This window comes from Mycobacterium bourgelatii (assembly GCF_010723575.1).
Lineage (GTDB): Bacteria > Actinomycetota > Actinomycetes > Mycobacteriales > Mycobacteriaceae > Mycobacterium > Mycobacterium bourgelatii.
Genome location: NZ_BLKZ01000001.1, coordinates 63,434 through 77,018, shown reverse-complemented (window position 1 = coordinate 77,018; position 13,585 = coordinate 63,434). Strand labels below are relative to the sequence as shown.

Here is a 13,585-nt window from a genome sequence, read left to right as displayed (position 1 = left end):
AAGGCAGCTCTGGCAGTGTCCATAATCCCTGGCCCGGCCCCCGAATTCGGGGCTACCGTCGAATTATGAGTGTGACGGATCTCTCCGGGCCTGCCATGGATGCCTCGGCCGAAGCGCTGCGCTGTTCCATTCTCGACTACGGCGACCAGGCGCTGCTGTTGGAGTGCGGCAGCATCGAAGGCGTATTGGCCTGGACTCAGGCCGTGCGCGCGGCGGCGTGGCCAGGTGTGGTCGACATCGTGCCGGCCGCACGCACCGTGCTGCTCAAGCTCGACGGCCCGCGCCTGCAGGCCATCATGCGTCACCGCCTGCGAAAACTGCGGGTGACGCTCGACGAATCCGCCCCCGCCGGCGAGGGTGAACTGGTGGTGATCGACGTCGTTTACGACGGACCCGACCTGGCCGACGTATCCCGGCACACGGGCCTGACCACCGCGCAAATCATCAACGCGCACACCAGCACCCGGTGGCGGGTGGGCTTCAGCGGCTTCGCGCCCGGGTTCGCCTACCTGGTCGATGGCGACCCGCGTCTACAGGTGCCGCGCCGGTCAGAGCCACGAACCGCGGTTCCAGCCGGTTCAGTGGCCTTGGCGGGCGAATTCAGCGCAATCTATCCGCGCCAGTCGCCCGGTGGGTGGCAGATCATCGGGCACACCGAGGCTGTGCTGTGGGACATCGATCGAGAGAATCCGGCCCTGCTCACGCCGGGCAAGTGGGTGCAGTTCCGCGCGAGGAGGCATCATGACTACCCTGGAAATCTTGCGTAGCGGACCGTTGGCCGTCGTCCAAGACCTCGGCCGGGCCGGGCTGGCCCACCTCGGAGTAGGCCGCTCCGGCGCCGCCGACCGTCGCTCGCACACCCTGGCCAATCGACTGGTGGCCAACCCCGACGACTGGGCCACCATCGAGATCACGTTCGGCGGCTTTTCGGCACGGGTACGCGGCGGCGACGTCGACATCGCGGTCACGGGTGCCGATACCGATCCGACCGTCGATGGAAACATGTTTGGCAACAACAGCGTTCACCATGTGCGCGACGGTCAGATCATCTCGTTGGGCACCCCTTGGGCCGGGCTGCGCACGTACCTGGCGGTGCGCGGCGGCATTGCCGTCACGCCCGTCCTGGGGTCACGCAGCTACGACGCGATGTCGGCGATCGGCCCCTTACCGTTGCAGGCCGGCGATGTGGTGCCCATCGGCGAACACACCGACGACTACCCCGAACTCGACCAAGCCCCGGTGGCCGCCATCGAGGAACACATCGTTGAACTGCAGGCGATACCGGGCCCGCGCGACGATTGGCTGCTCGACCCGGATGCCTTGGTGCACACCGTCTGGATGGCGTCCAACAACAGCGACCGGGTGGGCATGCGACTGGAGGGACGCCCGCTGCGCTACCGCTGGCCGGATCGGCAGCTCCCCAGCGAGGGCACCACTCGCGGCGCAATCCAGGTGCCGCCCAACGGATTACCAGTTATTCTGGGGCCCGACCACCCGATCACCGGTGGGTACCCGGTCGTCGGCGTGATCATCGACGAGGACATCGACAAGGTCGCCCAGATACGCCCAGGCCAGTACGTGCGGCTGCACTGGGCGCGGCCCCGCACGCCGACAGGAACCCGACCGTAGCGTGCGCAACCGGGTACACACGGCTCGGCTGATTCACACCGCCGACCTCGATAGCGACACCCGGCATGGCATCCACGCCATGCTCACCGAAGCCTTTGCGGGTGATTTCAGCGAAGACGACTGGGAACACGCGCTGGGCGGGATGCATGCCGTCATCTACCATCACGGCGCGATCATTGCCCACGCCGCGGTCATTCAGCGTCGGCTCATCTACCGCGGCAGCGCGCTTCGCTGCGGCTACGTCGAAGGTGTTGCGGTACGCGAGGATTGGCGCGGCCAAGGGCTGGTGCGAGCACTGCTGGACGGGGTCGAACAGGTGATGCGCGGCGCCTATCAGCTCGGGGCGCTCAGTTCAACGGTGCAGGCGCGGCGACTCTATGCATCGCGGGGTTGGTTGCCTTGGCGCGGAACCACGTTGGTGCTCAGTCCCACCGGTCCCGTTCGCACACCCGAAGACGACGGAACGGTCTTCGTATTGCCCATCGAGGTGCAACTGGACACCAAAGAGGAACTGATGTGCGACTGGCGTAACGGAGACGTCTGGTAAAGCGCACCGCGCACCGCCGCGCCATTGTGGTGGCTGCCACAGGAATGCGTCTCACAGTGCCCTCAGCTGGGCAGTGATCCGAATTTCACGCTCGGGTCACTGCCTGAAGCGCCGGGGCAACAAAGGGTTCCTACCGTGCAGGTAACGCCATTGACGATAGGAGCCTTTCGTGGGCCGTTCACACCTGATCACAGATTGGGACCCGGAAGACGTTGCCGCATGGGAAGCAGGCAACAAGAAGATCGCCCGCCGCAATCTGATTTGGTCGGTGATCGCCGAACACATTGGGTTTTCGATCTGGTCCCTCTGGTCGGTGATGGTTCTCTTCATGCCCGCATCGGTGTACGGCTTCTCCGCGAGCGACAAGTTCTTGCTCGGCGCCACCGCAACGCTGATCGGTGCGTGCCTACGCTTTCCCTACACCTTTGCCACCGCGAAGTTCGGTGGCCGCAACTGGACCATCTTCTCCGCGGTGGTGTTGTTCATTCCCACGGTCGGGACCATCTGGCTGTTGGCCCACCCGGGTCTGCCGCTGTGGCCATACCTCGTCTGCGCCGCGCTGACCGGCCTGGGAGGGGGCAATTTCGCTTCGTCGATGACGAACATCAACGCGTTCTTCCCGCAGCGACTGAAGGGCTGGGCGTTGGCGCTCAACGCCGGTGGCGGCAATCTGGGTGTGCCCATGGTTCAACTAGTCGGCTTGCTGGTGATCGCGGCGGTTGGTGACCGGCAACCCTACTGGGTGTGCGCCGTATACCTGGTGCTGCTGGCGGTGGCCGGCGTCGGCGCCGCCCTGTACATGGACAACCTGCGGGATTACCGCATCGAGCTGAACACCATGCGCTCGGTGCTCGCCGAGCCGCACACGTGGGTGATCTCGCTGCTCTACATCGGCACCTTCGGATCGTTCATCGGGTTCTCCTTCGCGTTCGGTCAGGTGCTGCAGATCAACTTCATTGCCAGCGGGCAGAGCACGGCACACGCTTCACTGCACGCCGCCCAAATCGCCTTCCTCGGGCCACTATTGGGATCGCTGTCTCGGGTGTACGGCGGCAAGATCGCGGACCGTGTTGGCGGCGGTCGCGTCACCTTGGCCGCGTTCGTCTTGATGATTCTGGGCGCCGGAATACTGTTGACGGCCAGCGTTTTCGGCGCACATACGCACGGACCTGCGCCAGCCGCAACGATGGTCGGCTATGTCGTTGGGTTCGTCCTGCTGTTCATCTTGTCCGGCATCGGCAACGGCTCTGTCTACAAGATGATTCCGTCGATCTTCGAGGCACGCAGTTACGCACTTCAGAAGAGCGAGGAAGAGCGCAGGCAATGGTCGCGCTCCATGTCTGGTGCCCTCATCGGATGGACCGGCGCGATCGGCGCCCTGGGTGGCGTGGGCGTCAATCTTGCGCTGCGACAGTCATATTTGAGCAGCGGAACCGCGACGTCGGCCTTCTGGGTCTTCGCGGTGTTCTATGTCGCAGCCTCGCTGCTGACCTGGACGGTATATGTGCGGCGCCCGCTTCCGGCCGTCGGCCAACTGCCGGAGGGTGCAACCGGCTTGGCTTACGTCTAGCCCGTACGTGTAGCAGTCACTTTGGTTTTCAGCGATCTACCAGTCAACTGGTGCCCAACTTTCAGCCGATTGCCGCCCTTCTGAGTTGACGCACTCCGCCGCCGATGTGAGCATCGAAACGGACTGCGGCGCATGCCTGCTCCGAATTCGGGGGCGCCCACATCGGAAGGGAAACAACTATGGGCCGCCACCGTCGGCTGTCAGATTGGAATCCGGAAGACATCGCGGCTTGGGAGTCCGGAAACAGCAAGATCGCCAGACGCAACCTGCTTTGCACCGTCGCCGGCGATCACGTGGCCTTCTCCATCTGGTCGTTGTGGTCGGTGATGACGCTGTTCATGCCGGCGTCCATGTACGGCTTCTCCGCCGGCGACAAGCTCTTGCTTGGCGCGGTGGCCACCCTGGTGGGTGGATGCGCGCGCATCCCCTACACGCTGGGCATCGCCAGGTTCGGCGGCCGCACCTGGACAACACTTTCGGCGTTCGTGCTGCTGATCCCGACGGTCGGCACCATCGCGCTGCTGGCCAACCCCGGACTGCCTTTGTGGCCGTATGTGGTGTGTGCGGCGCTGACCGGGCTGGGCGGCGGAAACTATGCGGCATCGCTGGCCAACGTCAACGCGTTTTACCCGCAACGCCTTAAGGGCGGCGCTCTGGCGTTCAACGCGGGCGTGGGCAACCTCGGTGTCGCGGTGGTCCAATTGATCGGCCTGCTGGTGCTGTCCACCGCGGGACACGAAGCGCCGTATTGGGTGTGCGCGATCTATCTCGTGCTGCTGACCTTGGTCGGCATCGCCGCGGCCCTGTTCATGGACGAACTCGATCACGGTGTCGAACTAAACACCATGCGTTCCATCGCGTTTGACCGCGACACGTGGGTGGTTTGCCTGTTGTACATCTGCACCTTCGGCTCCTGGATCGGCTTCGCCTTCGCGTTCGGCCAGGTGCTGCAGGTCAACTTTGAGGCCAGTGGCGAGAGTGTGAAGCACGCGTCCCTGCATGCCGCGCAAATCGCCTTCGTCGGACCACTTTTGGGTTCACTCGCCCGGATCTACGGCGGGCGGTTGGCAGACCGGCTCGGCGGCAGCCGGGTCACGCTGGGTGTTCTGGGCGGGATGATTCTGGGCGCCGGCCTCTTGGTGGGCATCAGCACGATCGACGACGCACACGCCGGCACGACGTCGTCGACGTTGGTCGGCTCCGTCATCGGCTTCGTCGCCCTCTTCATCCTCGCCGGCATGGGAAATGGCTCGCTGTTCAAGCTGATTCCGTCGATCTTCGAAGCACGCAGTCGCTCACTGGATGCCAGCGACGCCGAGCGGCGGCACTGGTCTCGAGCCATGTCCGGGTCGCTGATCGGCATCTGTTCGGCCGTTGGCGCGCTCGGTGGAGTGGGCATCAATTTGGCGCTGCGACAGTCCTATCTGACCACCGGCACGGAGACGCCCGCCTACTGGATCTTCCTGGCTTCCTACGTCGTTGCCGCGATTCTGACCTGGCTGATGTATGTGCGCCGACCCGCCACGGCCGCGCCCTCGTCGAACCCGCTGGCAGACCCCCAACACGAGGCAAAATCGGCCTCCACAGTGCGGGTTTAACCGAGTGCCAAAAGGGCAATGCGACAGCAATTGCGCGGTAACGATTCAGAAATTTCGCAGGCATACAAACGTCATATGGCTCTGCCAAACTCTGCGCCACTCGCAGGTTATCGGGTCGCGGTGACGTCAGCGCGCCGCGCCGAAGAGCTGTGCGCACTGCTGAGCCGACATGGCGCGGAGATATTCGCCGCACCGGCGATCAACATGATCGCCCTGCCGGACGACGACGAGTTGCACTACAACACTGAGGCGCTGATCACAAACCCGCCGGACATTCTGGTAGCTCACACTGGCATCGGGTTTCGCGGCTGGGTGGCCGCCGCAGAGGGGTGGGGGCTGGCCACCGAGCTCCTCGACGCATTGTCCGCGGCCCGAGTCGTATCGCGCGGACCGAAGGCGACCGGCGCATTGCGGGCCGCCGGGCTACGGGAGGAATGGTCCCCCGAATCGGAATCTTCGTACGAAGTCCTGGAATATCTGCTTGAGTCCGGTGTCGAGGGCATGCGAATCGCCATCCAGCTGCACGGTGCCGCCGATGCCTGGGATCCGTTCCCGGAGTTCCTCAACGGGCTGCGGGCCGCGGGAGCCGAGGTGATTCCGCTCCGCGTCTACCGTTGGAAGCCAACGCCATTGGGTGGTGACTTCGATCAGCTGGTCACCGGCATCGCCCGTCGGCAATTCGATGCAGTGAGTTTCACATCCGCACCCGCGGCCGCGGCGGTCCTGGAACGCGCGCGGGAGTTGGACATCGAGGACCAGGTGATCGAGGCGCTACGCACCGGCGTGCACGCGATGTGCGTCGGCCCGGTGACTTCACGACCCCTGATTCGTCGCGGGATACCGACGTCAGCGCCGGAGCGGATGCGGTTGGGGGCCTTGGCTCGGCACATCGCCGAGGAACTGCCGCTATTGGGGTCCTTCAGCGTTAAGGTCGCCGGCCACGTGATCGACATCCGCGGCACTTGCGTGCTGGTCGACGGCGAGGTCAAGACGATATCGGGCTCTGGGATGGCGATCCTGCGGGCATTGGCGCAGCGACCGGGCGACGTCGTCGCGCGTACGGAACTGCTGCGGGTGCTGCCTGGCAACGGCGACGACACCCACGCCGTTGACACCGCAGTGCTCCGACTGCGAACAGCATTGGGCGACAAAAACATCATTGCGACGGTGGTCAAGCGCGGTTACCGGCTGGCGATCGATGCCGTTGAGGCCGACCGGTGAGTCTGATCCTGGCAGCACACGGCACCAGGCGACCGTCTGGTGTCGCCATGGTCGGCGACCTGGCGGCTCACGTGGGCGCGCTGCTCGGCGGCACCGTGCAGGTCGTCTTTGTCGACGTGTTGGGCCCGACACCCAGCGAAGTGCTTGCCAGGCTGGCGCAGCCTGCCCACGATGAGAGGTCCGTACAGCCCGCAATTGTGGTGCCCGCCTTTCTGTCCCGCGGATACCACGTTCGCGCCGACCTGCCAGCTCATATCGTTGCCAGCGGCCATCCGAACGTCACCGTCACGCCCGCGCTGGGTCCGAGTTGGGAGCTCGCCCGCATACTCAAGCGGCAGCTGATCGAATTCGGCTGCCGGCCTGATGATTCGGTGATTTTGGCCGCCGCAGGCACGTCGGATCGGCGGGCGCTCGGCGACCTGCGCAGTGCTGCCACGTCGTTGTCCATGCTGACCGGGGCACGAGTTGAGCTGGGATTCGCGGCAACTGGGAGTCCCGACGTGCGGACCGCGGTCGCCAGTGCACGGCGCCGGGGCGCGCGTCGCGTCGTCGTCGCGTCCTATCTACTGGCCGACGGCCTGTTCCAACAGCGACTGCATGACAGTGGCGCCGACCTGATTACCCCGCCGCTGGGCACCCATCCGGGATTGGCCCGGCTGATAGCCAACCGATTCCGCAATGCGATGCCGCACCGCTTCGCCAGTCATCCAATGCAACACGTGCCGAATTTCGTGGGACGCAAGGGTTCGGTGCTCAGCCACACCAATACCGCCGGCGCTTGATCTTTACTCATATCCAAGTAATCCTGGCAATATGGCCAGGAACGAAGAGCCCTCGCGCGGGCTCCTCGACGACGTGGCAAAAATGCTGCGCCTGCCCTTCAGCACACCGGAGTTCATCGACCGCATCGTGACCGGCAGCGTCAACCAGGTTGGCCGTCGCACGCTTTACGTGCTGATCACCACCTGGGACGCCGCGGCCGGCGGGCCCTTTGCCGCCAGTGCCATCGCGTCGACGGGGCTGGCGAAGACCGCCGAAATCGTGCAGAGCATGTTCATTGGGCCGGTGTTCAACCCGCTGCTCAAGATGCTGGGCGCCGACAAGGTCGCCATCCGAGCGTCACTGTGCGCTTCGCAGCTCGTCGGCCTGGGCATCATGCGCTACGGCGTCCGCTCCGAACCGATGCACTCGATGACGGTGGAGCAACTCGTCGACGCCATCGGCCCGACGATGCAGCGCTACCTGGTCGGCAAGATCGACTAGGCAGCCATACGGGCGGCGAAGCGCCCGACGTGCACGCGGCCGTCCCCGGTGACGCGCACCGGGAACACCGGCACCGACACCTGCGGGTCGTCCAGGCAGGAACCGTCATCGAGCGCGAAAGCCTGCTTCAGGATCGGCGACTGGACCGTGACGCGGCCGGCACGGTCGCCGACGATGCCACGCGACAGTACCGCCGCGCCGGAGAACGGGTCGATGTTGCCGATCGCGCGCACTGAGCCGTCGTCCAGCCGGAACAACGCCGCCTGGCTGCCGTCGTCGAGCAGCACGCCGACGCCGCGGCCCGGGATGAGGTGGTCGTAGTTGCAGGCCACGGTCCAAACCTGAATGTCATTGAGAAGCGTCATGATGTTCCTCCCTGTTAGCTACGAATCCGTGGAATACCAATGGGCACTGGCACTTTGCGCCCGGCACGTTCGGTGAAGGCCACCGTCGAGTCGATTTCGTCGGGGGCGTTGACGAAGGAGACGAACCGCGAGAGTTTGTCCGGGTCTTCGAGCACGCCCTTCCATTCGCACTTGTAGTTGGCCACGTGGCGCTCCATGGCGGCCTCGAATTCCTCGGCCAGACCCAGCGAGTCGTCGCAAACGACCTCGCGCACGTGATCGAGCCCCAGCGATTCCACCCACGGCGCCGTGCGCTGCAACCGGTCGGCCGTGCGGATGTAGTACATGAGGAACCGGTCGATGTAGCGGGTCAGCGTCGCCGTGTCCAGATCGCTGGCCAGCAGCTGGGCGTGCTTGGGCGTCATGCCACCGTTGCCGCCCACGTAGAGGTTCCACCCCTTCTCGGTGGCGATCACGCCGACGTCCTTGCTGCGCGCTTCCGCACACTCACGCGCGCAGCCCGAGACGCCCAGCTTGATCTTGTGCGGGGCGCGCAGCCCCCGGTAGCGCAGTTCCAGGTCGATGGCGAGCTGCACGGAATCCTGCTGTCCGTAGCGGCACCAGTCGCTGCCGACGCAGCTTTTCACCGTGCGCAGCGCCTTGCCGTAGGCGTGGCCCGATTCCATGCCGGCGTCGACCAGGCGCTTCCAGATCGCCGGAAGCTGGTCCACCCGAGCCCCGAACAGGTCGATGCGCTGACCGCCGGTGATCTTGGTGTACAGGCCGAAGTCCTGTGCGATCTGCCCGATCAGGATCAGGTGCTCGGGCTTGATGTCGCCGCCGGGAACCCGCGGCACCACCGAGTAGCTGCCGTTCTTCTGGATGTTCGCCAGGAAGTGATCGTTCGAGTCCTGCAGCGACGCCTGCTCGCCGTCGAGGATGTGGTCGGAGCCGGTGGACGCCAGGATGGAAGCGACCACGGGTTTGCAGATGTCACAACCCTTGCCGCGCCCGAACCGCTCGATCAGCCCCGAGAAGGTCCGGATCTCGGTGGCCGAGATGATCTGGAAGAGTTCGGCCCTCGACTGGCTGAAGTGCTCGCACAGCGCCTTGGACTGCTCCACACCCTCGGCTTCCAGCAGCTGCTTGAGCAACGGCACGCACGACCCGCACGACGTACCGGCGCTGGTGCACGACTTGAGCGCGGGAACGTCGGCGCAGCCGTCGGCGATCGCGCACTTCAGGTCACCCTTGGTGACGTTGTTGCAGGAGCAGATCTGCCCCGAGTCGGGCAGCGCCCCAATGCCTAAGGCGCCCGCACCGTCACCGGACCCGGCGGGTGCGATCAACGACAGCGGGTCACCGGGCAACTCGCTCCCGACCATCGGGCGCAGCACCCCGTAGGAGGAGGCGTCGCCCACCAGCACGCCGCCGAGCAGCGTCTTGGCGTCGTCGGAGAGAACGAGCTTGGCGTAGGTGCGATTCACCGCGTCGTTGATGACGACCTCGAGGCAGTTCTCGGTGGTCCCCATCGCGTCGCCGAAACTGGCGACGTCGACGCCGAGCAGCTTGAGCTTCGTCGACAGGTCGGCTTCGGGGAACTCCGCCCCGCCGTCCAGCAGCCGGTCGGCCACCACTTCGGCGCTGGTGTAGCCGGGCCCGACCAAGCCGTAGCACCGGCCCTCGATCGCGGCCACCTCACCGACGGCATAGATATCCGGATCGCTTGTCCGGCAGGACAAATCGGTGAGAACACCGCCACGCTCGGCAATCGTCAATTCGGCGGCCCGGGCCAGCTCGTCGCGCGGTCGGATACCAGCGGCGAAGATCACCACCCCCGCGTCGATGGTCGCGCCGTCGGTCAGCTTGACGCGCATTGACTCGGCGCCGTCCGGGCCGGCAACTGGCTCAATCGATTCGGTGCCGGTGCCGACGTGCACGGCGATACCGAGTTCGGCAACCATCCTGGCCAGCAGTGCTCCACCCGCCTCGTCGATCTGCTGGGCCATCAAACGCGGCATCATCTCGACGACGTGCGTTTGCAAACCGAACTGCCGCAACGCGTTAGCGGCCTCCAGGCCGAGCAGCCCGCCACCGATCACCACCCCGGCACCGCCGTGGCCGGCGGCCACGGTGCGTTCGGCACCGGCGCGGATCGCGTCGAGGTCGTCGAGCGTGCGGTAGACGTGGCAGCCAGGCAGGTCATGGCCGGGCACCGGCGGGACGAAGGCATAGGACCCGGTGGCCAGCACCAGCGCGTCGTAGTTGTGCCGCTCGCCGGTCGCGGTTACGACCGACTTTGTAGCCCGGTCGATTTCCACGACGCGGCTGTTCAGCAGCAGGCGGACCCGCTCGTCGCCGGCGTAGTCGTTACCCGGCAGCGCCAGCAGGCTCCGGTCCCAGCTTTCGGTATACGAGGTCAGGCCGACGCGGTCGTAGGCCGCATCGGCTTCCTCGGCCAGCACGGTGATCCGCCACAACCCAGCGGTGTCGCGGGCACGCAGCGCCTCAACCAGCCGGTGGCCCACCATGCCGTGGCCCACCACGATGACGTGGCGGGCAGCATCGCGCGCCCGGTGATTTCCGGCAGAAGACATGAAGGGAAGGTTAAGGGCCGCAAATTACCTCAAAATCGCCTTATGTGACGCCGGGATGACGAGCTGCTCACGGTCTGTGAGTCCCCTGTGTGACTCTGTTCGCTGGGAGCGAACAACCAGGTGGAACTTAAGCGTGGTCGACTCAAGTTTTTATGAGTAGCCGGCCCATGGAGCGCCGGGCACAGCTAACTCACAAGGAAGCAGGAGGAGATATTCATGAGCAATCTCGCACTTTGGACGCGTCCGGCGTGGGACACCGACCGCTGGCTGCGGGACTTCTTCGGGCCCGCCGCTGCAGCGGACTGGTACAAGCCCATGAACGGCGCTTTCAGCCCCGCAGCGGAGATCGTCAAGGATGGCGATGACGCAGTCGTCCGCGTCGAACTGCCTGGCGTCGACGTCGAGAAGGACGTGAACGTCGAGCTCGAGCGGGGGCGTCTGGTTATCCACGGCGAACACCGCGACGAGTACGCGGAAGACAAGGATGGGCGCACCTTGCGGGAGATCCGCTACGGATCGTTCCGTCGGTCGTTCCAGCTGCCCGAGCACGTCACCAGCGAAGCCATTTCGGCCTCGTATGACGCCGGTGTGTTAACCGTCCGAGTAAAGGGCGCGTACGCCGGAGCGCAGAAGCAGCGAATCGCCATCACGAAGTAATCGCCGAAATCCGCAAAGCCCTGCCATGCCTGGCGGGGCTTTTGCGTCTGCCCGGTTAACGCCAGCGCTCCAGCAATTCGTTGGTCCGTGCCGCCAAGGCGTATTGCAGGAACGGGCCGAAGCTGATCCGGGCGACGCCCAGCTCCGCGAACGAGGCGCGATCACCCTGGTCCGGCGGGGCAATGGCGTTGACCGGCAGCGGCAATTCAGCGGCCAACCGGCGCAACGTATCCGGGTCGTGTCGGCCCAGCGGGTACAACACGTCGGCGCCGGCGTCGGCCGCCTCGGTCAACCTCGCCACGGCACGCTCGATGCGGTCCGATTCGTCGCCGTCCTGACGCAGAAACAGGTCGGTGCGGGCATTGATCACGACGTGCACCCCGGCGGCGTCGGCCGCCGAGCGCAGGGCCGCCACCAGTTCGGCGTGCTCACCAGCAGACCTGAGCCGCTTGCCCTCGGAGTGCACGGTGTCTTCGATGTTCAGCCCGACCGCACCCACACTGAGCAGGCCCTCGATCAACCGCGCCGCGGGTAGCCCGTAACCCGATTCGATGTCCACCGACACCGGAACGTCCACCGCCGCGGTGATTTGAGCGACTCGCGCCAAGACGTCGTCGAAGGACATGCTCTCGCCGTCCGACTTGCCGATCGAATCGGCCAGCGGGTGGCTGCCCACCGTAAGTCCGGCGAAGCCGGCGGAGGTTGCCAGCCGTGCCGACCAGGCGTCCCACACCGTCGGCAGGACCACCGGATTGCCCGGTTGATGCAGCTTTAGGAAGGCCGAGGCAAGCTCAGCTGTCATGTGATGGGTGCTTTCCGTTTCGCGCGCCGCGAATTGGTCCGGCGTCTGACTCCGGGTGTGGATACTATCGAGGACGTACTGTGATCCATCACACCTGTCCAGTCAGCGAAGACCAGGGAGCACACGTTGTCGGCCATTAGTGAACTTGCCGAATTGCACGACCTCATCGGCAACCTGCGGCGGTGTGCGACCTCGTTGAAGTCGCGCTACGGCGACAACCCGGCGACGCGCCGCATCCTCATCGACATCGACCGGCTGCTCAGCGACGTCCAATTGCTCGACACCGACGTGTCGGAATTGGACCTGAGTCGCGCCACCGAACAGCACTCGGGCGAGAAGATCATCATCCCCGACACCGAGTACGACCGTGATTTCTGGCGCGACGTCGACGACGAAGGTGTCGGAGGTCACAGCAGGTAGCGAGCGGGAAGCCCCGCTAAATTGCGCCCTCTTCTTCTGTGTACCCTTCCACAGACAGCCCGTTCGAAGAGGAACACAGTAAATGAGCGCACCAACGGCGAGCCGTTCTGAGTCTGGCGTCTTTTCAGCTGCCCGGGCCAAGATTCCGGCGAAGACGCTACGCACCGACAAGTGGTGGTTTCAGCCGCTGCGAATCAACCTGGGGTTCGCCGCATTCGTCATCTACGCGACGGCGCGTGCGTTCCAGCAGCAGCACTTCTACGTCGAGCAGTACCACTACCTGACGCCGTTTTACTCCCCCTGCGTCAGCAAGGGCTGCGGTGCGGCCAGCGAGTTTTGGCCGCAGATCTTCCCGGATGTGTGGTTCTTGCCGTATGCCGCGCTGTCGCTGCCGTTCCTGCTGCTGTTCCGGCTGACCTGCTACTACTACCGCGGTGCCTACTACCGCACGGTGTGGCAGTCACCGACGGCCTGCGCGGTGGCCGAGCCCCGGGTGCACTACACAGGCGAGACCAAGTTCCCGTTGATCATCCAAAACACCCACCGGTACTTCTTCTACATCGCCGTGGTCATCTCGTTGATCAACACCTACGACGCCATCCATGCATTCCACGGGCCCAAGGGATTCGGGTTCGGCCTGGGCAATGTGATCTTGCTCGGCAACGTCATCATGCTGTGGTTCTACACACTGTCCTGCCACTCGTGCCGGCACGTCACCGGCGGGCGGCTCAAGCACTTCTCCAAACACCCTGTGCGGTACTGGTTCTGGGAGCAGGTCAGCAAGATCAACACGCGGCACAAGATGTTTGCGTGGATCACGCTGGGCACGCTGATGCTCACCGACTTCTACGTCATGTTGGTGTCCATCAACCCGGCTTTGGACGTCAGGTTCTACTGATCACCAAGGCAATTCACACGTCTTATCGATTGCAGGAAA

14 protein-coding genes are annotated in these 13,585 nt (G+C 64.9%); 11 read left to right on the top strand and 3 right to left on the bottom strand.

What is annotated here, in order from left to right; genetic code table 11:
* The first annotated feature begins 65 nt into the window (after positions 1 to 65).
* The 8 genes from G6N68_RS00335 to G6N68_RS00300 all read left to right on the top strand — a co-directional run bounded on the left by G6N68_RS00335 (position 66) and on the right by G6N68_RS00300 (position 7,828).
* Positions 66 to 767 carry a 5-oxoprolinase subunit B family protein gene (locus G6N68_RS00335; RefSeq protein ID WP_163706559.1) on the top strand — a complete coding sequence of 234 codons (702 nt, stop codon included), beginning with the start codon at positions 66 to 68 and terminating at the stop codon, positions 765 to 767.
* Entirely contained in the window at positions 742 to 1,629 is an 888-nt protein-coding gene (locus tag G6N68_RS00330; RefSeq protein ID WP_163706557.1) for a 5-oxoprolinase/urea amidolyase family protein, read from the top strand. Before G6N68_RS00335 ends, G6N68_RS00330 begins: the two co-directional genes overlap by 26 nt.
* 1 nt (position 1,630) lies before the next feature.
* Positions 1,631 to 2,176, top strand: coding sequence for a GNAT family N-acetyltransferase (locus G6N68_RS00325; protein WP_163706555.1), 546 nt, complete (start codon positions 1,631 to 1,633; stop codon positions 2,174 to 2,176).
* Positions 2,177 to 2,345: 169 nt separating this feature from the next.
* Complete coding sequence (locus tag G6N68_RS00320; RefSeq protein WP_163706553.1) at positions 2,346 to 3,746, top strand: nitrate/nitrite transporter; 1,401 nt, start codon at positions 2,346 to 2,348, stop codon at positions 3,744 to 3,746.
* Between the two features lie 179 nt (positions 3,747 to 3,925).
* On the top strand, positions 3,926 to 5,344 hold the full coding sequence (locus tag G6N68_RS00315) for a nitrate/nitrite transporter (protein ID WP_163706550.1): 1,419 nt from the start codon (positions 3,926 to 3,928) through the stop codon (positions 5,342 to 5,344).
* Positions 5,345 to 5,419: 75 nt separating this feature from the next.
* Positions 5,420 to 6,565, top strand: coding sequence for a uroporphyrinogen-III synthase (locus G6N68_RS00310; protein ID WP_163706548.1), 1,146 nt, complete (start codon positions 5,420 to 5,422; stop codon positions 6,563 to 6,565).
* Positions 6,562 to 7,347, top strand: coding sequence for a sirohydrochlorin chelatase (locus G6N68_RS00305; protein WP_163706546.1), 786 nt, complete (start codon positions 6,562 to 6,564; stop codon positions 7,345 to 7,347). The genes G6N68_RS00310 and G6N68_RS00305 overlap by 4 nt, the downstream gene beginning before the upstream one ends.
* 31 nt (positions 7,348 to 7,378) lie before the next feature.
* Positions 7,379 to 7,828, top strand: coding sequence for a TetR/AcrR family transcriptional regulator (locus G6N68_RS00300; protein ID WP_163706544.1), 450 nt, complete (start codon positions 7,379 to 7,381; stop codon positions 7,826 to 7,828).
* On the opposite strand, the gene nirD is transcribed toward G6N68_RS00300, so the two are convergent.
* Both nirD and nirB read right to left on the bottom strand, forming a co-directional pair.
* Complete coding sequence (nirD, locus tag G6N68_RS00295; protein ID WP_163706543.1) at positions 7,825 to 8,193, bottom strand: nitrite reductase small subunit NirD; 369 nt, start codon at positions 8,191 to 8,193, stop codon at positions 7,825 to 7,827. The two genes, G6N68_RS00300 and nirD, sit on opposite strands and share 4 nt — an antisense overlap.
* 14 nt (positions 8,194 to 8,207) lie before the next feature.
* Positions 8,208 to 10,769: a nitrite reductase large subunit NirB gene (gene nirB, locus G6N68_RS00290; protein ID WP_163706541.1), complete on the bottom strand. Its 2,562-nt coding sequence runs from the start codon at positions 10,767 to 10,769 to the stop codon at positions 8,208 to 8,210.
* A 216-nt stretch (positions 10,770 to 10,985) separates the two neighbouring features.
* Here nirB and G6N68_RS00285 point away from each other — a divergent pair, with 216 nt between their 5' ends.
* Entirely contained in the window at positions 10,986 to 11,426 is a 441-nt protein-coding gene (locus G6N68_RS00285) for an Hsp20/alpha crystallin family protein (RefSeq protein ID WP_163706539.1), read from the top strand.
* Positions 11,427 to 11,481: 55 nt separating this feature from the next.
* Here G6N68_RS00285 and G6N68_RS00280 read toward each other — a convergent pair whose 3' ends face one another.
* Complete coding sequence (locus G6N68_RS00280) at positions 11,482 to 12,228, bottom strand: isocitrate lyase/PEP mutase family protein (RefSeq protein ID WP_163706538.1); 747 nt, start codon at positions 12,226 to 12,228, stop codon at positions 11,482 to 11,484.
* 126 nt (positions 12,229 to 12,354) lie between these two features.
* Between G6N68_RS00280 and G6N68_RS00275 the strand changes: the two genes are divergently transcribed.
* Positions 12,355 to 12,648, top strand: coding sequence for an Rv0250c family protein (locus tag G6N68_RS00275; protein ID WP_163706536.1), 294 nt, complete (start codon positions 12,355 to 12,357; stop codon positions 12,646 to 12,648).
* Between the two features lie 82 nt (positions 12,649 to 12,730).
* Positions 12,731 to 13,546: a succinate dehydrogenase subunit SdhC gene (gene sdhC, locus G6N68_RS00270; RefSeq protein ID WP_163706534.1), complete on the top strand. Its 816-nt coding sequence runs from the start codon at positions 12,731 to 12,733 to the stop codon at positions 13,544 to 13,546.
* The last annotated feature ends 39 nt before the right edge of the window (positions 13,547 to 13,585 follow it).

What these genes read in the sequence shown, in the direction of transcription:
- G6N68_RS00310 (WP_163706548.1), top strand. Translation starts at nt 5,420, where the DNA reads ATGGCTCTGCCAAACTCTGCGCCACTCGCAGGTTATCGGGTCGCGGTG.
- G6N68_RS00300 (WP_163706544.1), top strand. Translation starts at nt 7,379, where the DNA reads ATGGCCAGGAACGAAGAGCCCTCGCGCGGGCTCCTCGACGACGTGGCA.
- G6N68_RS00285 (WP_163706539.1), top strand. Translation starts at nt 10,986, where the DNA reads ATGAGCAATCTCGCACTTTGGACGCGTCCGGCGTGGGACACCGACCGC.
- G6N68_RS00280 (WP_163706538.1), bottom strand. Translation starts at nt 12,228, where the DNA reads ATGACAGCTGAGCTTGCCTCGGCCTTCCTAAAGCTGCATCAACCGGGC.
- G6N68_RS00335 (WP_163706559.1), top strand. Translation starts at nt 66, where the DNA reads ATGAGTGTGACGGATCTCTCCGGGCCTGCCATGGATGCCTCGGCCGAA.
- G6N68_RS00330 (WP_163706557.1), top strand. Translation starts at nt 742, where the DNA reads ATGACTACCCTGGAAATCTTGCGTAGCGGACCGTTGGCCGTCGTCCAA.
- sdhC (WP_163706534.1), top strand. Translation starts at nt 12,731, where the DNA reads ATGAGCGCACCAACGGCGAGCCGTTCTGAGTCTGGCGTCTTTTCAGCT.
- nirB (WP_163706541.1), bottom strand. Translation starts at nt 10,769, where the DNA reads ATGTCTTCTGCCGGAAATCACCGGGCGCGCGATGCTGCCCGCCACGTC.
- nirD (WP_163706543.1), bottom strand. Translation starts at nt 8,193, where the DNA reads ATGACGCTTCTCAATGACATTCAGGTTTGGACCGTGGCCTGCAACTAC.
- G6N68_RS00315 (WP_163706550.1), top strand. Translation starts at nt 3,926, where the DNA reads ATGGGCCGCCACCGTCGGCTGTCAGATTGGAATCCGGAAGACATCGCG.